Source organism: Heyndrickxia sp. FW510-T9 (genome assembly GCF_058781025.1).
In genome coordinates this window covers 197,265-220,133 of record NZ_JBYSWK010000001.1, presented here as the reverse complement: position 1 = coordinate 220,133, position 22,869 = coordinate 197,265, and the positions used below count along the sequence as shown (strand labels likewise).

20 protein-coding genes are annotated in these 22,869 nt (G+C 36.1%); all 20 read right to left on the bottom strand.

What is annotated here, in order from left to right:
• Positions 1–100 precede the first annotated feature (100 nt).
• Complete coding sequence (gene pnp / locus AC3WJF_RS01085) at positions 101–2,218, bottom strand: polyribonucleotide nucleotidyltransferase (RefSeq protein WP_492449238.1); 2,118 nt, start codon at positions 2,216–2,218, stop codon at positions 101–103.
• A 190-nt stretch (positions 2,219–2,408) separates the two neighbouring features.
• A complete protein-coding gene (gene rpsO, locus AC3WJF_RS01080; protein ID WP_055740368.1) occupies positions 2,409–2,678 on the bottom strand; it encodes a 30S ribosomal protein S15 in 270 nt (89 codons plus the stop codon).
• A 156-nt stretch (positions 2,679–2,834) separates the two neighbouring features.
• A complete protein-coding gene (ribF, locus tag AC3WJF_RS01075; RefSeq protein WP_492449237.1) occupies positions 2,835–3,788 on the bottom strand; it encodes a bifunctional riboflavin kinase/FAD synthetase in 954 nt (317 codons plus the stop codon).
• A gap of 246 nt (positions 3,789–4,034) precedes the next feature.
• Positions 4,035–4,937, bottom strand: a complete 903-nt coding sequence (truB, locus tag AC3WJF_RS01070) for a tRNA pseudouridine(55) synthase TruB (RefSeq protein ID WP_492449236.1) — start codon at positions 4,935–4,937, stop codon at positions 4,035–4,037.
• 81 nt (positions 4,938–5,018) lie between these two features.
• The gene (gene rbfA, locus AC3WJF_RS01065; protein WP_492449235.1) at positions 5,019–5,363 is read right to left on the bottom strand and encodes a 30S ribosome-binding factor RbfA; all 345 of its coding nucleotides are present in this window, start codon (positions 5,361–5,363) and stop codon (positions 5,019–5,021) included.
• Between the two features lie 17 nt (positions 5,364–5,380).
• Positions 5,381–5,659, bottom strand: a complete 279-nt coding sequence (locus tag AC3WJF_RS01060; RefSeq protein WP_492449234.1) for a DUF503 domain-containing protein — start codon at positions 5,657–5,659, stop codon at positions 5,381–5,383.
• Complete coding sequence (gene infB / locus AC3WJF_RS01055; RefSeq protein ID WP_492449233.1) at positions 5,656–7,914, bottom strand: translation initiation factor IF-2; 2,259 nt, start codon at positions 7,912–7,914, stop codon at positions 5,656–5,658. Before infB ends, AC3WJF_RS01060 begins: the two co-directional genes overlap by 4 nt.
• Before the next feature lie 13 nt (positions 7,915–7,927).
• Positions 7,928–8,236 carry a YlxQ family RNA-binding protein gene (locus tag AC3WJF_RS01050; RefSeq protein ID WP_492449232.1) on the bottom strand — a complete coding sequence of 103 codons (309 nt, stop codon included), beginning with the start codon at positions 8,234–8,236 and terminating at the stop codon, positions 7,928–7,930.
• Complete coding sequence (gene rnpM, locus AC3WJF_RS01045) at positions 8,237–8,515, bottom strand: RNase P modulator RnpM (protein ID WP_492449230.1); 279 nt, start codon at positions 8,513–8,515, stop codon at positions 8,237–8,239. It abuts the gene before it with no gap.
• A gap of 13 nt (positions 8,516–8,528) precedes the next feature.
• Positions 8,529–9,656 carry a transcription termination factor NusA gene (gene nusA / locus AC3WJF_RS01040; protein ID WP_492449228.1) on the bottom strand — a complete coding sequence of 376 codons (1,128 nt, stop codon included), beginning with the start codon at positions 9,654–9,656 and terminating at the stop codon, positions 8,529–8,531.
• An 87-nt stretch (positions 9,657–9,743) separates the two neighbouring features.
• Positions 9,744–10,211 carry a ribosome maturation factor RimP gene (rimP, locus tag AC3WJF_RS01035; RefSeq protein WP_492449226.1) on the bottom strand — a complete coding sequence of 156 codons (468 nt, stop codon included), beginning with the start codon at positions 10,209–10,211 and terminating at the stop codon, positions 9,744–9,746.
• 580 nt (positions 10,212–10,791) lie between these two features.
• The gene (locus AC3WJF_RS01030; protein WP_492449224.1) at positions 10,792–15,111 is read right to left on the bottom strand and encodes a PolC-type DNA polymerase III; all 4,320 of its coding nucleotides are present in this window, start codon (positions 15,109–15,111) and stop codon (positions 10,792–10,794) included.
• Between the two features lie 218 nt (positions 15,112–15,329).
• Positions 15,330–16,592, bottom strand: a complete 1,263-nt coding sequence (rseP, locus tag AC3WJF_RS01025) for an RIP metalloprotease RseP (RefSeq protein WP_492449222.1) — start codon at positions 16,590–16,592, stop codon at positions 15,330–15,332.
• Between the two features lie 14 nt (positions 16,593–16,606).
• Positions 16,607–17,755, bottom strand: a complete 1,149-nt coding sequence (locus AC3WJF_RS01020; RefSeq protein ID WP_492449220.1) for a 1-deoxy-D-xylulose-5-phosphate reductoisomerase — start codon at positions 17,753–17,755, stop codon at positions 16,607–16,609.
• Between the two features lie 59 nt (positions 17,756–17,814).
• Positions 17,815–18,606, bottom strand: coding sequence for a phosphatidate cytidylyltransferase (locus AC3WJF_RS01015; protein WP_492449218.1), 792 nt, complete (start codon positions 18,604–18,606; stop codon positions 17,815–17,817).
• Positions 18,603–19,400, bottom strand: coding sequence for an undecaprenyl pyrophosphate synthase (uppS, locus tag AC3WJF_RS01010; RefSeq protein ID WP_492449292.1), 798 nt, complete (start codon positions 19,398–19,400; stop codon positions 18,603–18,605). The genes AC3WJF_RS01015 and uppS overlap by 4 nt, the downstream gene beginning before the upstream one ends.
• A gap of 220 nt (positions 19,401–19,620) precedes the next feature.
• A complete protein-coding gene (gene frr / locus AC3WJF_RS01005) occupies positions 19,621–20,178 on the bottom strand; it encodes a ribosome recycling factor (protein WP_492449217.1) in 558 nt (185 codons plus the stop codon).
• Positions 20,178–20,903 (bottom strand): UMP kinase, encoded by a 726-nt coding sequence (pyrH, locus tag AC3WJF_RS01000; RefSeq protein WP_492449215.1) that lies wholly within the window; start codon positions 20,901–20,903, stop codon positions 20,178–20,180. The genes frr and pyrH overlap by 1 nt, the downstream gene beginning before the upstream one ends.
• Positions 20,904–21,007: 104 nt before the next feature.
• The gene (gene tsf, locus AC3WJF_RS00995) at positions 21,008–21,892 is read right to left on the bottom strand and encodes a translation elongation factor Ts (RefSeq protein WP_492449213.1); all 885 of its coding nucleotides are present in this window, start codon (positions 21,890–21,892) and stop codon (positions 21,008–21,010) included.
• Positions 21,893–22,021: 129 nt separating this feature from the next.
• Complete coding sequence (gene rpsB / locus AC3WJF_RS00990; protein WP_492449212.1) at positions 22,022–22,741, bottom strand: 30S ribosomal protein S2; 720 nt, start codon at positions 22,739–22,741, stop codon at positions 22,022–22,024.
• Positions 22,742–22,869 lie beyond the last annotated feature (128 nt).

The following is a 22,869-nucleotide window of genomic DNA, read 5'->3' as shown; positions in this document are numbered from 1 at the left end:
ACCTACCTCCTTCATCAATACTTTATGAAAAGAAAGGACAAGGTAGAACATTATTGGAATCATATGAAAGAAAAAAGTCAGGAGAACCTGACTTTTAGATTTATGCTTGTTGTTCTTTTTCCTTTTGTTCTTTTAAAACAACTTTTCGGGATAAGTTAACTCTTCCTTGATTGTCAACTTCCGTTACTTTTACAAGGATTTCATCGCCGATTTTCACAACATCTTCCACTTTTTTAACTCTTTCTTCTGCTAGTTCTGAAATGTGAACAAGACCATCTTTACCATTAAAAATTTCTACAAATGCACCAAACTTTTCAATTCGTTTTACTTTTCCTAAGTAAACTTGGCCAACTACAACTTCACGAACGATATCTTCAATGATTTTTTTCGCTTTTTTGTTCATTTCTTCATTAGCGGATGAAATAAATACTGTACCATCTTGTTCAATATCAATTTTAACGCCAGTTTCTTCAATAATTTTATTTATTTGTTTACCACTTGGTCCGATAACATCGCGAATCTTATCAGGATTTATCGACATAGTTAATATTTTTGGAGCATATACGGACAACTCAGTGCGAGGCTTCGAAATCGTTGACATCATAGATTTTAGAATTTGCATCCTTCCACGCTTCGCTTGTTGTAATGCTTCTTCTAGTATTTGCTTAGAGAGTCCTTCAATTTTAATATCCATTTGTAATGCAGTTACACCATTTTCGGTTCCAGCAACTTTAAAATCCATATCACCTAGATGATCTTCCATTCCTTGAATATCAGTTAGAATAGAATAATGCTCACCTGATTTAACAAGACCCATTGCAATTCCAGCAACCGGAGATTTAATAGGTACACCAGCATCCATCATTGCTAAGGTACTACCACAAATACTGGCTTGTGACGTGGATCCATTAGATTCTAACACTTCTGAAACTAAACGGATTGTATATGGAAATTCTTGCTCATTAGGAATGACAGGTTCCAGTGCACGTTCTCCTAGTGCACCATGTCCAATTTCACGTCGGCCAGGTCCACGCATTGGCCCAGTTTCACCAACGCTATATGGTGGGAAATTATAATGATGCATAAAACGCTTAGATTCTTCAATACCTAATCCATCAAGAATTTGCACATCACCTAAAGCACCTAATGTACACACACTTAGGGCTTGTGTTTGCCCGCGAGTAAAGAGACCCGAACCATGAGTACGAGGCAAAATGCCAACTTCTGACGATAATGGTCGTATTTCATCGATGTTTCGTCCATCAGGGCGCACTTTATCTTCAGTAATTAGTCTACGCACTTCACCTTTTACTAATTTGTCTAACGTTTTCTTCACTTGTTTCAAAGTTGCTTCATCAATATTTTCTCTTTCCTCAAAAGTGGAAATCACTTTATTTTTAACATCCGATATCGCATCTTCGCGTGCGTGCTTTTCTTGAACTTGAATTGCAGAGATCATTGATTCTTCACACATCTCGCGAACTTCGGATTCAATTTGCGGATCGATTTCATAAAGGGTAATTTCCATTTTTTCTTTTCCAATTTTCGCTACAATCTCTTCTTGGAAAGTGATAAGTTTCTTTATTTCCTCGTGTCCGAACATGATTGCTTCTAGCATAATTTCCTCAGGAACTTCATTTGCTCCCGCTTCCACCATATTGATAGCATCAATTGTACCAGCAACGGTTAAATGCATATCGCTTTTTTCCATTTGTTCGACTGTTGGATTGATAATAAATTCCCCACCAACACGGCCAACAACAACACCTGCAATCGGTCCCTCAAATGGAATATCTGACACTGATAATGCAAGAGAAGACCCGAACATCGCTGCCATTTCTGTCGGACAGTCTTGGTCAACACTCATTACGACACTAACTACTTGAACCTCATTACGAAAACCATCAGCAAATAAAGGTCGTATCGGTCGGTCGATTAGTCTACTTGCTAATATTGCTTTTTCACTAGGTCTACCTTCCCTTTTAATAAAACCTCCAGGAATCTTACCTACAGCATATAATCTTTCTTCATAGTTTACAGTTAACGGAAAAAAGTCAACTGTTTTTGGTTCTTTGGAAGCAGTTGCTGTGCTTAATACACCTGTATCTCCATAACGGACAAGTACGGCTCCATTTGCTTGTTTGGCTAATTGGCCAATTTCAACGGAAAGCTTCCGTCCTGCCCAATCCATGGTGAAAATTTGTTTTTCTTGTGCCATGTATAAACTCCTTTCATTATTATCGCATATTTAAAAATTAATTAGAATTATTTCCTTGAAGTACTAGTATATATGTATTGTTCACCAAACTTAAAAAATATTGTCTGGTCAAGTTTGGGAGTTCTAATATAGAAATTTTTTTTGCTAACAAAAAAGCGGGATAAATCCCGCTTCGCATGTTTCTACTTCATTAACGACGTAAACCAAGTTTGTTAATCAGTTCACGATAACGTTGAACATCTTTATTACGTAGATAAGTAAGTAGATTACGACGTTTACCTACCATTTTCATAAGTCCACGACGTGAGTGGTGATCTTTCTTATGTGTACGTAAATGTTCATTCAAATTATTAATATCCTCTGTAAGGATTGCAATTTGAACCTCAGCAGAACCAGTATCGTTCTCATGAACTTTAAATTGGTTGATGATTTCGTTTTTACGCTCTTGTGAAATCGCCATCCTTTTCACCTCCTAAAAAAATTAATAAATCGCCAATTCCCTCGCATGCGTCGGTGACTCGACATGCCAAGCAATGGTTCAATACTATTTAAGGATACTACTTTTCCTATAAAAAAACAAGTTAAATATTACAAGAAGCTTACATCTCTATCATATTTATTCGGCTTGTGCAAAGTAATTAATCGTAGTTTGTTTATCTTTTGCAATTTGTGTTTTCAAGGCTTCAATACCAGCAAATTTCTGTTCATCACGGATTCTTATATGCCATTCGATAATCACTTCTTCACCATATATAGAATGGTCAAAATTGATAATATGTACCTCAATAGATCTCATAAATTCATTAGGATTTTTGAAGGTTGGCTTGACACCAATATTACAAACACCTGAAAACCATTGATTATTAACATAAATTCTTACAGCATACACTCCATTTTTTGGAATGATATAATCCCCATTTACGTTAATATTGGCAGTTGGAAAGCCAATTTGTCTACCTCTTTTTTCTCCATGAACGACAATTCCAGTTGTTCTGTAATAACGTCCCAATAAAAGATAAGCGCCTTTTACATCTCCTTCATTTATCCTTTTGCGAGTTAAGGTAGAACTTACTTTTTCATCATCTTCTTGAGAAAGTAACTTTTCAATTATAGTGCAGTTAAATTGGTTATTTGAATGAACCTTCATTGTTTCCATATTTCCTTTTCCAAATTTCCCATATGTAAAATCAAAGCCTGCGACAACATGACGTACATGTAAACCTACTATGTATTGATTGACAAATTCTTGCGGGTCTAAACTAGCAAAACTCGAAGTAAAACGGACAATGATTAAATAGTCAATTCCAAGATCTTCAACTAACCGAATCTTTTCCTCGAGTGGTGTTAGATGCTCTACATGTTTATGTTGTGAGCTTAAAACAACAGACGGATGTGGATCAAATGTCATCACAGCACTTTTCCATTGATTCTCATTTGCAATTTTCTTTGCGGTTTTAATTACCTTTTGATGGCCAAGATGAATGCCGTCAAAATAACCAAGTGCCATTACTAAGGGAGGAAAATCGTTTCTTGCATAAGAATGTGGATGATGTAATGTTAAAACTTTCATTTTATTTCTCACCTATTTTCTATTACATATATCATAACAAAGTCTCTTTTCTTAACAGTTGTTGCTTTTGTATACGAAAACTTTCCGTAAAAAAGTTTACTTGGTTAAAAATAAATAAACTATATAAGAAAAGATGCCCAAAAACCATATCAGATTGGGATTATAACTAGTGCCGAAAAGCAACAAGTTTTAAACAGGTTAAAATCGGTATTTGGATTTTAAACAAATCGTCCGAAAACAACTTAACTAAAATACTTTAACTGGTTTCACTAGACCAGCTTTTTCTTTATGTTCTGCGTAAATAGCTATTGCTTGATTATGATGCAATATTGCGGCTTCAGTCATGTTAGTCCAATCTAATGTTTCTTTGGATAAAACCGCACCATTTTTCACTTTCTCTGCTAATGTATCATTAATTTCTATTTTCGGCAAACCAAAAAGTCCTCTTTCTAAAGGAAGAATAATATTTTCTATTGTATTTTCCTGAATCTTTTCTTCTAGCTCTTCAAATGTAACACAATCCTGTTTCGTAAAAGATCCTGATGATAATCTCGTTAAAAACGACATATGTGCTGGGTAACCAAGCATTTCCCCAATCATGACAGCCAAAGTCCTTATATAAGTACCTTTACTGCATCGAACACGAAAACGGAAAGAAACCCGTTCTCCTTCAAATAATTCTCTATCATCTAATAAATCTATATGATAAATATTAACAGTTCGAGTTGGTCTTTCCACTTCTATCCCTTGTCTTGCATATTCATAAAGTCTTTTTCCGTTTACTTTAACTGCTGAATACATCGGAGGGGTTTGTGTAATTTCTCCTGTTAAAGAATTTAACACCTCAATAATCTTTGTTTTTGAAAAAGGCTTTTCGATTGGTTTTTCAGCCACTTTTTCTCCTGAGGAATCCTCAGTTGTTGTGGAAAAACCGATCGTAACCTCACCTTCATATTCTTTTCCAGCATTTGTAATATATTCAGCGACTTTGGTTGCACGTCCTAAACAAATGGGCAATACCCCTGTAACATCCGGATCTAATGTCCCTGTATGACCAACTTTCTTCATCCTTAGCATTTTCCGAACTTTAAAAACACAGTCATGTGAAGTCATACCTTGAGGCTTCCATAAAGGAAGAATACCGTCCATAATCTTACTCCTTTTATTATGTTTGTTTTCTTGTATTATCATATCAAAAAAGATAGACATTAAGATGTCTATCTTTTTTTACTAGTCTTCTCGATGAATTTCTTTTAATAATGTTTCGATCTTATTACCATAATCAATGGATTCATCGATTTCAAAAAATAACTCGGGAGTTATTCTTAAGCGGATTCGATGGCCAACTTCGGATCGGATAAATCCTTTTGCTTTTTCTAATCCGTTTAATGTAATTTCCCTTTGCTTTTGGTCTCCAAGGACCGTAATATAAACTTTCGCTTGTTGAAGATCACCTGTAACTTCAACACCAGTTACAGTAACAAAGCCAATACGTGGGTCTTTTAATTTTCGACCGATAATGTCACTTAGCTCTTTTTTCATTTGTTCACCGACACGGTTAGCACGTAGGCTCATCCTAAACACCTCACAGTTTACAACCACTCATAATTCGTTTCTAGCCTTTCCCATTCTGGAAAAGAATCTAGAAACCTTAGTGTATTATCCAATTCTCTTTCTGCTGCCTTTTGCGAAGAGGCAACTGTTACAACTGCAATTCTTGTCCGTTGCCAAACATCCTGATGATCAATCTCAGCAGCGGAAACATTATATTTTTGCTTTAAACGAGTTAAGACCCGCTGAAGAACTGCTCTCTTATCTTTTAATGACGTACAATCATAAATGCGAAATTCGCATTCAAGACTGCCTATCATTTTCTTTCCACTTCTTGCATGATATAAGCTTCAATGATATCTCCATCTTTCACATCATTAAAGTTTTTAACGGTAATACCACATTCGTAACCTTGACTAACCTCTTTCGCATCGTCTTTAAATCGTTTTAATGTGTCAATATCTCCTTCGAAAATAACAACACCATCTCGAATTACCCTAACACCGCTGTCACGAGTAATTTTCCCGTCAGTGACATAAGATCCTGCAATGGTACCGATTTTAGACACTTTAAAGGTAGTACGAACTTCTGCTTGCCCAATAACTTTTTCTTCAAACTCTGGATCAAGCATCCCTTTCATAGCGGATTCGATTTCTTCAATTACTTTGTAAATAATTCGATGTAATCGAACATCAACCTTCTCAGCATCTGCAGCACGTTTTGCATTTACATCAGGTCTGACGTTAAAGCCAATAACAATTGCATTAGATGCAGCTGCCAAAGTAATGTCAGATTCATTTATCGCACCTACTGCAGTATGAATAATTTTTACGTTGACACCTTCAACATCTATTTTTTGTAATGCTGCAGCAAGTGCTTCTACTGAACCTTGTACATCAGCTTTAACGATAATGTTGATATCCTTCATTTCCCCTTGCTTCATTTGCTCAAATAATGTATCTAAGCTAATACGAGCCGTATCATTTCTTTGCGCTAAAACGGCTTGTTGGGAACGAGCTTCACCTACTTGACGAGCTGTTTTTTCATCAGCAAATACAACGAAACGATCACCCGCTTGGGGCACTTCATTTAAGCCTGTAACTTCAACTGGTGTAGAAGGTTTTGCTTCTTTAACACGTCGCCCTAAATCATTCACCATTGCACGCACACGACCGAAAGTGTGTCCGACTACTATTGGGTCTCCTACTTTAAGGGTACCATTTTGAACAAGCAGTGTAGCTACAGATCCGCGTCCTTTATCCAATTGAGCTTCGATAACGGTACCGAGTGCATTTCTATTAGGGTTTGCTTTGTATTCCTCAACCTCGGACACAAGTAAAATCATTTCAAGGAGGTTATCAATACCTTCACCATTTAGTGCAGAAATCGGCACAAAAATAGTATCTCCGCCCCAATCTTCAGGGATAAGGCCATATTCTGTTAATTCCTGCATTACACGATCCGGATTTGCACCCGGTTTATCCATTTTATTAACAGCAACAATAATTGGTACTTTTGCTGCTTTAGCATGGTTTATAGCTTCAATTGTTTGCGGCATTACACCATCATCAGCAGCAACAACTAAGATAGTAATGTCTGTGATTTGAGCTCCACGTGCACGCATTGTTGTAAATGCAGCATGCCCAGGAGTATCCAAGAATGAAATCTTTTTCCCGTTTACTTCTACTTGATATGCTCCAATATGTTGTGTAATACCACCTGCTTCACCTGCAGTTACTTTTGTATTACGAATAGAGTCTAGGGTAGTTGTTTTCCCATGGTCAACATGTCCCATAATCGTTACAACAGAAGGACGTTCCACTAGTTCCTCAGCTGGATCTTCTGTAAAATAAACCTCAAGGTCGGTTACATCAACTTTGATTTCTTCTTCTACTTCAACACCATATTCAGTAGCAATTAGTTCGATTGCATCTTTATCAAGCTCTTTATTAATGGTAGCAACTACTCCAAGCATAAATAGCTTTTTAATAATTTCAGATGGTTCTCGATGTAACTTTTTAGCAAGTTCTGCAACTGTTAATGATTCACTAAAAACAATTTTCTTTGGCAACTCTTTTTTCTTTTGAACTTGTTGTGGTGGTGGTGTGTGTTGTTTATGCTTTTGTTTATTTTTATTGTTAGTTTTCTTACTATTTGTAAAAACTTTATTTTCTTTTAAAGAATTTTCTTTATTTGTTTTTTTACCGTCTAAATTCTGTGTTTTTTGTTTTGTATGTGGTTTTGTTTGTACTTTTTCTGTCACGATATCCTCTTCATCTTCCGTATTGTTTATTCTAGTAGCCGGTTTAATACTAGTGTTATTAATATTTTGTTGCTTATCACTCTTTTGTTGTTGGTTACTCTTTTGTTGTTTGTCACTATTTGGCTGATTGTTACTATTTTTGCTATTGGATTCTTTCTTATTGTAGATCGAGTCCAATTTCTCAATAGCATTCCCATCTATAGTTGACATATGATTGGTAACTTCAATATTCATCTCTTTTAGCTTTGTAATAACATCTTTGCTTGAAATATTATGGCTTTTTGCATATTCATAAACTCTTGTTTTACTCATATGTTCACCCCCATCAAATTCTTGCGAGCAGTGTTGTAAGTTTCTTCGCAAAGCCAGCATCGCTTATTGCTACAACTACTCTAGCTTCCTTACCAATTGCGGAACCAAGCTCCTCCCTATTGTCAACCATTACAACGGGAACATTATAGTATAGACACTTGTCTTGTATTCGCTTTGAGGTATTCTGTGAGGCATCCTTTGAAAGTAATACAAGTTTTGCACGACCAGATTTAATATCTTTTAGTACAAGTTCTTCCCCTGATATTACTTTACGAGCTCGATTTGCTAAACCGAGCAGAGACATGGCTTTTGAGTGACTCATTTACTTTATGCTCTCTCTCTCCACAAGCTTCATTAGCTCATCATATATTTCTTCATTAACACTTGCTTCAAGATGAGTAGCTAATATATTTTTTTTCTTCGCAAGTATTATTGCCTCTTTATCCTTTGAAAGGTATGCACCTCTACCAGATTTTTTGCCTGTTAGATCAATCGATACTTCGCCTTCTTTGGAACGTACGATTCGTACCATTTCTTTCTTTGGCTTCATTTCACCTGTTGCAACACATTTTCTCAATGGAATTTTTCTTCGAGTAGCCATTTTTGATCACCTCTTATTCGAAATCATCTTCGGTTACATCGAATGTATCGTAGGTGTCATCATCATCATCAAATAATATTGTATTCGTTCGAGGATAAATACCTAATTCTCTAGCATCCGTTTCACTTTTAATATCAATTTTCCATCCGGTTAACTTAGCTGCTAAACGAGCATTTTGACCTCTTTTACCAATAGCTAAAGATAGTTGATAATCTGGTACAACAACCGTCGTCGCTTTTTCATTTTCGTCAACGATTACAACTAATACTTTTGATGGGCTTAGAGCATTGGCAACAAAAGTGACTGGATCTTCAGACCACTCTACGATGTCAATTTTTTCACCTTTTAACTCATTTACTATCGCTTGAACTCTTGTACCTTTTGGTCCGACACAAGCACCAACCGGATCCACTTCAGATTGATCGGTATGTACAGATATTTTCGATCTGTCTCCAGCCTCACGCGCTACCGATTTTATCTCTACGGTTCCATCGTAAATTTCAGGAACTTCTATTTCAAACAAACGTTTTAATAGACCTGGGTGTGTACGTGAAACAAAGATTTGTGGTCCTTTTGTCGTTTTCTCCACTTTCGTAATATAAACCTTGATACGATCATGTGGCTTATAAGACTCATTTGGCATTTGCTCGCTTTGTGGTAATAGCGCTTCAATTTTCCCTAAATTCACATAAATAAATCTTGGGTCTTGACGCTGGACAATACCAGTCATAATGTCGTCTTCACGATCAATAAATTCAGAATAAATAATTCCTCTTTCCGCCTCACGAACTCGTTGTGTAACAACTTGTTTCGCAGTCTGAGCAGCAATTCGTCCAAAATCCTTTGGAGTAACTTCCAACTCAACAACATCGCCAATCTCATAGGAAGGATTAACATTTCGGGCATCTTCGATTGAAATTTCCAGTCGTGAATCGAACACTTCTTCTACAACGTCTTTACGAGCAAAAACTTTCATTGTGCCATTTCCTAAATTCAGATCAATTCGGACATTTTGTGCTTGATTAAAATTTCTCTTATAGGCAGAGATTAATGCTGCTTCAATTGCTTCAATAATAACGTCACGAGAAATTCCTTTCTCTTTTTCCAATATTAGTAGAGCATCTAATAACTCTGTGCTCATGGAAACGTCATCCCCCTTAATAAAAAGTAAAACTTGTCACAACAATAATCGCTGTGCAGTTATTTTCCATTCTTTATTGTCAAAAATCTAAAAAATAATCGCTAGACGGGCATTAGCCACTTTTTCGTATGGAATGCTGATTTCCTTTGTTCTCGTTTTGATTTTCACCTCAACGGTTAATGTTACGCCGTCAAAAGCTAAAAGTTTGCCTTCAAAAGTTTTCTCACCATTAATGGCTTCATAGGTTTTAATATTTACATTTTTCCCTACGGCATTAACAATATCTTTCTCTTTCTTTAACGGCCGTTCTGCACCCGGAGATGAAACTTCAAGGAAATAATTTTGAGGAATTGGATCAATTTCATCAAGCTTTTCACTTAGACGTTCACTGACTATACCGCATTCTTCAATATCTATACCATCTTCATTGTCAATATAAACACGAAGAAACCAATTTTTCCCTTCTTTTACATATTCAATGTCAACGAGTTGAAGCTGCATTTCCTCTACGATTGGTGTAACGAGTCCCTCAATAATGTCCGTTACTTTACTCATAAATACCTCCTACAAATGTCCACCTACATTGTTGATAACCGAAGACTAATCCACAAATTATAAAATGATGAACTCACGAAGCAATTTTGTTTATGTTTAACTATAAATGTGAAAAACAAGAAAGAGCGGGTAAGCCCCACTCTTAAATACGAGAGTTATCAGTAGTATTTCCAATAAAAATATACCATAACCTACAAATTAATGCAAATTAGAAATGTGGAAGCGCCTTGCTCATCGGCGTATGAATTTCGTAGTCTTCGACTGAGATATAGGAACCACGGCGAGGTAGTTCACGAGCCGATGTTGACTTATCGTAGGGAGAAGACGTAGAAATTCACTAGCCGATAGGCGCTGTAACTGGACAAATAGAAAAGCGGAAGCGCCTGTTCATCGGCGTACAAACTGTAGGGCTTCGACTGAGATAAAGGAAACACGGCGAGGTTCTTCAGGAGCCGATGTTGACTTATCTCAGGGAGGAGACCGGAAGTTTGTTAGCCGATAGGCGCTGGAGCTGGACAAATAGAAATTCACTAGCCGATAGGCGCTGTAACTGGACAAATAAGACAACTACAATCAATTACTAAAACAACGAAAGCTGATTTTGCTCTGGTAAATCTACTAAGCAACCATGCTTATCTAGATATTCAATAATTGTTTTTGAAACCTTACCTCTTTGCTGCAAGTCCTCTTTAGACAAGAATTCTCCTGCTTCACGTGCTTTTACAATATTTAAAGCAGCATTCGTGCCTAGACCCGGAATAGAGTTAAAAGGTGGAATTAGTGATTCCCCATCTATAATAAAATCTTTTGCACTAGAACGATATAAATCTACTTTTTGAAAATGAAAACCACGTTCCACCATTTCCAACGCAATCTCGAGCACAGTAAGTAAACTTTTTTCCTTCGGTGCCGCATCCAAGCCCTTTTCATTAATTTCCTCAATTTTGGATCGTATAGCGTTGCTGCCTCTTACCATGGACTCTAAATCAAAGTCCTCAGCTCTTACCGTGAAATATGCTGCATAATAAAAGAGTGGATGATGGACTTTAAAATAAGCAATTCTAACAGCCATTAGTACATATGCTGCCGCATGAGCTTTTGGGAACATATATTTAATTTTTTTACAAGAATCAATATACCACTCGGGAACATTCTGCTTTCTCATTTCCTCTTCCATTTCAGGTTGAAGTCCTTTTCCTTTACGCACCGACTCCATGATTTTGAATGCTAAAGATGGTTCTATTCCTTGATATATTAAATAAACCATGATGTCATCACGACAGCCAATAACTTCTGGAAGTGTACATGTACCGTTATGAATAAGCTCTTGTGCATTCCCGAGCCATACATCTGTTCCATGAGACAAACCTGAGATTTGAACAAGTTCTGAAAAGGTCTTAGGTTTTGTATCCTCTAGCATCTGCCTAACAAATCGTGTACCAAATTCAGGTATCCCAAGTGTCCCTGTATTACACATAATTTGCTCCGATGTAACACCTAATGATTCCGTACTGCTAAAGATTTTCATCACTTCTGGATCATCTGTTGGAATTGTTTTCGGGTCCATACCACTTAAATCCTGAAGCATTCTAATAACAGTCGGATCGTCGTGCCCGAGTATATCCATTTTCAAGACATTATCATGAATCGAATGGAAATCAAAATGGGTCGTCTTCCACTCAGAACTATTATCATCTGCAGGATATTGGATTGGCGTAAAATCATACACGTCCATATAGTCTGGGATGATGATAATTCCTCCAGGATGCTGACCAGTTGTTCTCTTAACACCAGTACAGCCTTGCACTAAACGATCAACTTCAGCACCGCGCAAATGAAGATTATTATCCTGAGCATATCCCTTAACATAGCCATAGGCGGTTTTTTCTGCTACCGTTCCAATCGTTCCTGCACGATAAACAAAGTCCTCTCCGAATAATACCTTAGTGTAGGCATGTGCTCTCGGTTGATATTCACCTGAAAAGTTAAGGTCAATATCTGGAACTTTATCCCCCTTAAAGCCAAGGAATGTTTCAAACGGAATATCATGTCCATCTTTTTTATAACTAGCACCGCAATTGGAACAATTTTTGTCTGGTAAGTCAAAACCAGAACCAACAGAACCATCATTAAAGAATTCGGAGTGCTTACATTCCGTACAAATATAATGTGGCGGCAATGGATTCACTTCTGTAATTTCGGTCATCGTTGCAACAAACGATGAACCTACTGAACCACGAGACCCAACGAGATAACCATCATCCAACGATTTCTTAACTAATTTATGTGAAATCAAGTAAATAACAGCAAATCCGTGGCCAATTATGCTTTTTAATTCTTTTTCTAGCCTTGCCTCAACGATTTCAGGTAATTCTTCACCATAAATGGACCTTGCGCGTGAATAGCTCATGTTTTTAATTTCATCTTCCGCACCTTCGATTTTTGGTGTGTATAAGTCATCTTTAATCGGTTTAATGGAATCAATCAAATCGGCAATTTTATTCGTGTTTGTAATGACAATTTCCTTCGCTTTTTCCGTACCTAAAAATGAAAAATTATTTAGCATCTCATCCGTAGTTCGAAAATGTACATCAGGAAGCTTATGGCGATTTAATGGATTTGCACCAGCTTGCGAGTTGACTAATATTTTACGATATATTTTATCATTAGGATGTAAGTAGTGAACATTTCCTGTTGCGACAACAGGTAAATTTAATTTGTCTCCTAAATTGACTATATTCGTAATAATTTCTTCTAAAGCTTTTTCATCACGAATAAACTCCAACTCTAATAAATGGGCATAAACGTCCTTTGGATGAACTTCAAGATAATCATAAAATTTAGCAATTTCCGCTACCTCTTCAGGGCCTTTTTGCATCATTCCTTCAAAAACCTCACCCTTATCACAACCAGAACCTACTAATATCCCATCTCGGAACATTTGAAGTTTGGAACGTGGTATCCGGGGTACACGATAGTAATAATCAATATTGGAAAGGGACACTAGTTTAAATAAGTTCTTTAATCCCGCTTCCGTTTGGGCTAATAAAGTGCAATGGAATGGTCTTGCACGTTTGAACGCTCCGCCTTCTCCCATAAAATGATTAAACTGATCATGATACTCAATTTCTCTTTCAGCAGCTTCCTTTAGCAATTTAATTAATATATACCCGGTTGCCTCTGTATCATATATTGCTCTATGGTGCTGAGTTAACTCTACATCAAATTTTTTCGCTAATGTGTTTAATCGGTGATTTTTAAAATCTGGATGAAGCCATCTTGCTAGTTCTAATGTATCAATTACAGGATTTTTTGCTTTTGGATAACCCATTTTGGTGAAGCCAACATTTAAAAATCCCATATCAAACGATGCATTATGGGCTACAAGTATAGCATCTTCTGTCCAATCATGAAACTTTTTCAAGACCTCGTCCACTTCTGGTGCATCCTTGATCATATCATCCGTAATACCAGTAAGGTCAATAATGGTTGTCGATAAAGATCGATGTGCTTTCGCAAAAGATTCAAAGCGATCTATAATCTCACCATTTTTTATTTTTACAGCCGCAAGTTCGATGATAGTATCATAAACAGCTGAAAGCCCGGTTGTTTCCACATCAAATACGACAAAGGTATCTTCAGACAATAAACGATGAGCGTCATTATATGCAATAGGAACTCCATCATCTACTAAATTCACTTCGATACCAAATAATATTTTTATATCATGTTTCTTCCCAGCACTATACGCCTCAGGGAAAGATTGTGCGACTGCATGATCGGTTAATGCGATTGCTTTATGACCCCATTTTTTTGCTTGGGCTACTAAATCGCTCATAGAAGAAACAGCATCCATCTGACTCATTGGTGTGTGCAAATGAAGCTCAACCCGTTTTTCATTTTCCGGTGCTTTATCTTTTCGTTCAACCGGCCTAATTTCATTTAAATCATTTGCAATCATTACTAAATCTCTTACAAATGTATCATTTTGGATACTTCCTCTGGCACGAAGCCACATCCCTTTTCTTACCTTGCCAAGAATCTCTGCATCCTCTTTATCACGTGAAAACATTTTTACTAGAATAGAGCTTGTGTAATCGGTAATTTTAAAGGTTAATAGTGTTCTACCACTGCGAAGCTCCTTTGTTTCTGCAAAGAATACAAAACCTTCTACAAATACTCGTCTTTCTTCATCCACGATTTCTTCTATTTTTCTATAAGAGTCGTCGTCCTTAATGTTCATTCCGATAAATAGTGGACCACTATCCACATCACTATCGGATTTATCAGAAGCTTTCTTTTGTATTTCCATTACTGCTTGTTTTGCGCGTTCCTCGTCTTCTTTTTTCTTTTCCTCTACAAATTTTTGATATTCCTCATTTGATTGATTTTGAGATATGACACTGTCTAAAACAAATGTTGGAAATCCTAATGATTGGTATGAACCTGCAATTATTTCTCCATATTTTAGCTTTAATGTTCGTGCTTCTGTATCATTCCGTGTCTCAATCGTAAGCTTATTTCCTTTAACTTGCGGGTATTGTTCATGAAGTAAAGAAAGGAGCATCGGCGAAATACCTTCAATATCCTTTAAACAGTACTTCCAGTAATCAGCAATCATTTGTTCTTCATAGGATTGATCTTTTACATAGATAGAGAAATGGATATTAGCTATATGCTGGAATGTTTTTTGTAATTGAAGAACAAATCGGTTAAAAATTGGAAATGGTAGGATTCTTTCCAATCCAAAATAAAAATGCCAGCGTTTGGATGCACGCTCCACTACTAATTTTTCAATTTCCGCATTTGTAAAATGTTCAAAAAATGTATCTTCCGTTAAGTCAAGTTGTTGTAATAATAGACGAAATCGTTCTTTTTTTTCGGCGGGATTGCTTGACATTTTCCCCTCTCCCATCCTTTAATATTTCATATTTACCCTTTCCATAATAGAAAAATTTAGTCACAATTTCAATGTAAAAACATTAACAAATATGAAAAGCGAAAGCGCCTTGCTCACCGACGTACGAATGAGTGAGATTCGCTAGCCGATAGGCGCTAGAACTAAACCATTATAACATAAAGAGAAAAGCAATCGGCGAAAACCGATTGCTCCTTCATCTATAGAAAAAATCTTTGGATATCATTCCATGTTACGATAATCATTAAAAGCATCAATAATGCAAACCCGATAAAATGAACCATTCCTTCCTTTTGACGGTCAATTGGTTTCCCTCGTAATGCTTCAACAGCGAAGAATAATAATCTTCCACCATCTAAAGCGGGAATCGGTAATAAGTTCATTATTCCTAAATTAATACTTAATAGTGCAGCCCATTGCGCTAAGTATGGAATACCTGATTGAGCAACAACCTCGGTTGATTTATATATGCCGACAGGTCCTGATAACATATTAATGGAAAAATGACCAGTAACTAATTTCCCTAGCATCTGGAATATTCTAATAGTCCATTCATATGTTTGTTTAAATCCATATGTGGCAATTTTTAATGGGGATTTTTCAACAGGACTGTGCACCCCAATCATTCCGTACTCCTGATTTTTTTCATTTTTTTCAATTTTTGGTGTTACAGAAATGTCCTTCGTTTGATGATTTCTTTCAACAGTAAAGATCAACTCTTCACCCGGATGCTTTTGAATAATTTCTACAATATCATTCCAATTCGAAATTTCGGACCCATCAATACTAATTACCTTATCTCCTTTATGGAGACCAGCTGCTTTTGCGGCACCATCTTGGGTTAAATCCCCCAAAACTGGTTCTGTGATTGGAATACCTTGAAATGCAGCTAACACTGTAAAAATAACAATTGCTAGGACAAAGTTCATCATCGGTCCTGCAAAAATTGTTATTGCACGATGTCCTAATGACTTTGATGCAAATTGACGATTCCATGGAGCTATTTGCGTCTCAGTCTGATTTTCAACTAGCACAGCTTCGTTCGAAACGGAAAATGTTTTTAAATTCTCATCTTCCCCTTCCTCATAGCCCTTAATATAAAGCTTATGCTCCAAATCTGCAGAATCTACCTCAATGAAACGAATATTTGAATATTTTTCTTTACCATTTATAACAACTTTCTCTACTTTATCATCCTTATTTAGTATTAAACCTACACGTTGTCCGGGTTTTAACTCCTGCATTTCTTGGTCTTCTCCTGCCATGCGGACATAACCACCAATAGGTAGGAGACGAATCGTGTAAAGTGTTTCATTTTTTTTGAAGGAGATCAATTTAGGACCAAACCCGATAGCAAACTCTCGACATAGTATCCCAGCACGCTTAGCAAAGAAAAAATGTCCCGCTTCATGAAAAAATACTAATGCACCAAATATGATGATAAAGGCTATTAATGTTGTCAAATGAAAAACCACCTTTATTTTATGAGTGAGTTTATATATTCTCTTGTTTCCATATCAATGGTTCTAATCGTATCTAAATCAGGATACTTTATCACATTATGCCTTTCAAGGGCCTTTTCTACAAGTTCATCAATTTGTAAAAAGGAAATTTGTTCATTCAAGAAAGCTCCTACTGCAATTTCATTTGCTGCATTTAGTACCGTAGGCATTGTCCCGCCTACTTTACCAGCCTCATAGGCAAGCTTTAATGCATAGAACCGTTCTAAATCCATTTTTTCAAAATGAAGCTTACCAATTTGAGTTAAATCTAATCTTTCTGAGGACGGTAAAGGCATACGCTCCGGATAACTTAATGAATATTGGATCGGAACTCGCATATCTGGTGTTCCTAATTGCGCTTTCACACTTCCATCTTGAAATTCTACCATGGAATGGATAATGCTTTCTCGATGTAAGAGCACATCTATTTTTTCAAATGGAAGATTAAAGAGCCAATGTGCTTCAATTACCTCTAAGCCTTTATTCATCATTGTAGCAGAATCGACAGTGATCTTTGCCCCCATTGACCAATTTGGATGGCTAAGGGCATCTTTAACAGTAACCGCAACTAATTCTTCTCTTTTTTTATCACGGAAACTGCCTCCAGATGCTGTTATAATTAATCTTTCAATATCTTTATCTTGTTCTCCCTGTAAGCATTGGAAGATAGCTGAATGCTCACTATCGACTGGAAGGAGCGAGACTTGATTGTGATTTGCTTCATTCATTACTAAGTGTCCCGCAGTTACGAGTGTTTCTTTGTTTGCAATTGCTATCGTTTTTTTTGCTTTGATAGCTTGTAAGGTCGGGAAAAGTCCAACACTTCCTAATACAGCACTCACCAATATGTCGGTTTTTTCATAAACCGCTACTTCCACCAGTCCATCTTCTCCATAAGAAAGCTGGATATTAGAGCCCAATTCCACTCTCAATTTATCAAAATCTGTTTTAGACTGGACGGATACTAATTCGGGTTTAAATTCATGAATAATTTTTCTAGCTAGATCAATATTTTTCCCAACAGACAAGGCAACTAACCGAAATTTTTCTGGATGTTTCCTTATTACATCTAGTGTTTGTGTCCCTATTGATCCTGTTGCCCCTAACAAACTTATATTTTTCAATACTTTTCAACTCCCAAAAATCTCAGGTTCATGACTCGCTTAAAATCTAAAGTGATATTTTATGATGGCAATAGCAAATAACTAATTAAAGGCCATACAAATAATAAACTATCAAATCTATCTAAAATACCACCATGACCAGGTAGTATTCTCCCTGAGTCTTTCACATTATAATGGCGCTTTAAGGCAGATTCAACTAAATCGCCCATTTGACCAAACACGGATAATATGACCGTAATAATAATTAATTTTAGCATAGAAGTTGGTATGTTGGAAAATAACGAGAAAAGAATCGCAACTATTAGTGCGCAAAATATTCCTCCAAAAAATCCTTCTACTGTTTTATTAGGACTTATTTCTGGCCATAGTTTTCTTTTTCCAAGTGCCCGTCCAATAAAATACGCTCCAGAATCTGTAGCCCAAATAATAAATAAGGAATATAAAATAAATGTAAGGCCATTATCTCTTATGTAAATAAAGTTATAAAATCCGAAACCGACATAAAATATAGAAAGTAACATAACAGCTGCATCTAGAATAGAATAGCGATTCTTAGAAGCAACGGTATAGCATAAGAGGATAAGTAAACCTATATAGAGATAATCCATTTTCGATAATCCAAATTTCTCTACTACTTCAATATATTGATGAGGAATCAAAAAAATCCCTAACATAACAAATGAAATAATTCCAGGAAATGACATTACCTTTAATTTACTCATCCTTAATGCTTCACCTAAGGCAATAAAAGCCATTAAATAAACTAAAATAGTAAACGGTAATCGTCCATATAATACAATTGGTATAAATATTGCGGCAGCTATTACTGCTGTTATAATTCGTTGTTTCATTCTTCCCCGCCCTTTTCTTTTAAACCACCATATCTTCTTGATCGTTGTTGGTATACTTCTATTGCTTCCACTAAGTTTTCTTCACTAAAATCTGGCCATAATACATCAGAGAAGAAAAATTCAGTATAGGCTAATTGCCAAAGCATAAAGTTACTTAATCGAATTTCGCCACTTGTACGAATCAATAAATCCGGATCCCGAAGATGATGTGTCATTAAATAATCAGAAAAATTTGCTTCAGTGATTTCTTTCTCGTTTAATTTTCCACATTGCACATCTTGTACAATATTCTTTACCGCCCTTACGATTTCATCCCTGCTTCCATAATTAAGAGCAAAATTAAGGAGTAATCCATTATTATGTTGGGTTTCTGATATCGCCTTTCCAACGGCGCTTATTGTGTGTTCTGGAAGTTTATCCTTATATCCCATCATATTAACACGAACATTTTCGGCTTTTAACTCAGGTAAGAATGTTCCCAAGAATTCACCGGGAAGCTTCATTAAATATTCCACTTCAGTTTTTGGACGTTTCCAATTTTCTGTGGAAAATGCATAAAGAGTCAAAACTTCAATCCCTAGCTTCGATGCAAGACGGGTTATTCTCCTAACCCTTTTCATCCCTTCATGATGACCTGCTATACGTGGAAGTGCCCGCTTTTTTGCCCATCTCCCATTTCCATCCATAATTATCGCAATATGTTTTGGTAATGGGAACTCCTTTAATGCATTGATTCGATCTTCTAATGCACTATTTTCCTTGGAAGTTTTCCAAAACTTCAATTTATTAATCATCATTGGACCTCCACTTGGAATGCTTTCCATTTTCATATGTAAAATCCGCTACTACTATAATAGCAAAAAAAACAAGGAATTTCTTTAATATAAGAATTGAAAAGGTGCGACTTCTATTATAGATAATATATGTCATTTTGTGTAGAGATTGTTAATACTTTGTATCAATCTTTTTTCTTAATAAAAAGAAAAAACTCTCTATAAGAGAGTTTAGGAAATTTTACACTTCTAATATTTCTTGTTCTTTTGTTTTTGTAATTTGATCAATTTTGATTATATGCTCATCTGTAAGCTTTTGTACATCTTCAGAATACCCTCGAAGATCATCCTCTGAAATATCACCATTTTTTTCAAGCTTTTTCAGATCATCATTTGTATCTCTTCGAATATTGCGAATTGCAACCTTGGCGCCTTCTGAATCTTTTTTAACTACTTTTACAAGTTCTTTGCGGCGTTCTTCTGTTAAAGCAGGAATCGCTAATCGAATTATACTTCCGTCATTATTAGGTGTTAAACCTAAATCAGATTTTAATATAGCCTTTTCAATTTCACCAAGAATTGACTTATCATAAGGCTGGATAACTAACAGACGTGCTTCCGGAACTGATACACCTGCTAATTGGTTAATTGGTGTTGGTGCACCATAGTAATCAATTACAATATTATCAAGTAAAGAAGCACTTGCACGTCCTGCACGAATCGTTCCCAGTTCTCTCGTATAAGCTTGAATCGCTTTAGTCATTTTTTCTTTTGAAGTAGCAATAATTTGTTTTGGCATTATTCTTTCCCCCTAACAATCGTTCCAATATTTTCACCCATTACAACCCGTTTAATATTGCCATTTTCCATAATAGAAAAGACAATTAGAGGTATATCATTGTCCATACATAATGAAGATGCTGTTGAATCCATTACCGCAAGACCATTTTTAATTACATCCAGATAAGTAAGTTGTTCATACTTAACAGCATTACTATCTAATTTCGGGTCCGCTGAATAAACACCGTCGACATTATTTTTTGCCATTAAGATAACTTCTGCTTCAATTTCAGCCGCTCTAAGCGCAGCTGTGGTATCTGTCGAGAAATACGGATTTCCAGTACCTGCAGCAAAAATTACAACACGTTTCTTTTCTAAATGTCTGATTGCACGTCTGCGAATATATGGTTCTGCAACTTGACGCATATCAATAGATGATTGCACTCTCGTTTCAATTCCATTTTGCTCTAAACTGTCCTGAAGCGCAAGAGAATTCATCACTGTTGCAAGCATTCCCATATAATCTGCTGAAGCACGATCCATACCCATTTCACTGCCTATTTTCCCGCGCCAAATATTGCCGCCACCAACAACAACTGCGACTTCAACATCTAATTCAGCTAATTCTTTTACCTGCACGGCCACTGATTTAATAACAGATGGATTAATGCCGAAACCTTGTTCACCCGCTAGTGCTTCTCCACTTAATTTTAAAACAACGCGTTTATATTTTGGGGTACTCATGTAAACCTCCACTTAGTTTATTATGTATACAAGCTTGAAAGAAAGGGAACACACAGTGTGCTCCCCTTGTTGGTTTTCCCAATTCCCTAGGGAATCGCAAAAAATTATTTATTTTTAACTTGGCTCATTACTTCTTCAGCAAAGTTATCTTGACGCTTTTCAATACCTTCGCCAACCTCATAACGAACTAAGTCAGTGATCGTTGCGTTATTAGCTTTTACAAATTGACCAACCTTTTGATCAGGGTTTTTAACAAATGCTTGATCTATAATACAAATATCTTCAAAATATTTGCTTAAACGGCCTTCTACCATTTTAGCAACAATATTTTCAGGTTTGCCTTCGTTTAATGCTTGTTGAGTTAAAACTCCGCGCTCATGTTCTACTTCTTCTTGGGATACTTGGTCACGAGAGATATATTTAGGATTTAATGCAGCAGCGTGCATAGCAACATCTTTTGCAACACTTTCATCAGTAGTACCTTCTAATACAGTTAATACACCGATACGTCCACCCATGTGCAGATATCCACCAAAAGCATCATTGTCTGTTTTTGTTTTTATTTCATAGCGACGAAGTGTAATTTTTTCACCAATTTTTGCAATAGCGGCATTGATTGCTTCAACAACAGTTACTCCGTCTTCCATTTTTTGTTCTAAAGCTTCTTCCACAGAAGCTGGCTTATTTTTAAGGATGTGTTTAGCTAAATTAGCAACTAGTGTTTTGAATCCTTCATTTTTTGCAACAAAGTCTGTTTCTGAGTTTACTTCAAGAATAACTGCATCATTACCTTCACTTAATATATAAGTGATACCTTCTGCAGCAATACGATCTGCTTTTTTCGCAGCTTTTGATATACCTTTTTCACGTAGGTAATCAATTGCTTTATCCATATCACCATTTGTTTCAGTAAGTGCCTTTTTACAGTCCATCATACCTGCGCCTGTTTTTTCACGAAGTTCTTTTACCATTTGTGCAGTAACTGCCATGAGAATATTTCCTCCTTTAATTCTATGTATTCACATTAAAATTCAGATAGTATACAATTAACATCTTTAAAAAAAGGTGATAAGGAGTACCCTTCTTATCACCTTTTGTAAAACAAAATCAAGAAATAATTATTGTGCTTCTACTGGTTCGACAACTGTTTCTTCTTCACCTTGTCTAGCTTCTAAAATAGCGTCAGCCATTTTTCCAGTTAAAAGCTTAACTGCGCGAATTGCATCATCATTTGCAGGAATTACATAATCAATTTCATCAGGATCGCAGTTTGTATCAACAATACCAACGATAGGAATATTTAATTTACGTGCTTCTGCAACTGCAATACGCTCTTTACGAGGATCGATAATGAATAAAGCATCCGGAAGAGTCTTCATATCTTTAATTCCACCAAGGAATTTTACTAAACGTTCATGTTCTTTTTTAAGTTGAACAACTTCTTTTTTAGGTAGAACTTCGAAAGTTCCATCTTCTTCCATTTTTTCGATCGCTTTTAAGCGCACAATACGTTTTTGAATTGTTTCAAAGTTTGTTAATGTACCACCTAACCAACGATGATTTACAAAATACATACCAACTTTTTCAGCTTCTTCTTTAACAGATTCTTGAGCTTGCTTTTTAGTACCTACGAAAAGAATGTTTCCGCCGTTAGCAGCAAGTTCTTTTACAAAGTTGTATGCTTCTTCAACTTTTTTCACTGTTTTTTGAAGATCGATAATATAGATACCGTTACGCTCTGTGAAGATATATTTCTTCATTTTTGGGTTCCAACGGCGTGTTTGGTGTCCGAAATGTACACCTGCTTCAAGCAATTGTTTCATTGAAATTACTGACATTGTGTTGCCTCCTATGGTTTTAGTTTCCTCCGCTTCAATCATTTTTAAACAGAGACTACCAAAATAAAATCATATTTATCTTGAAAGCACCATCTATTTAAATCATGAAACGTGTGTGATAACACCAA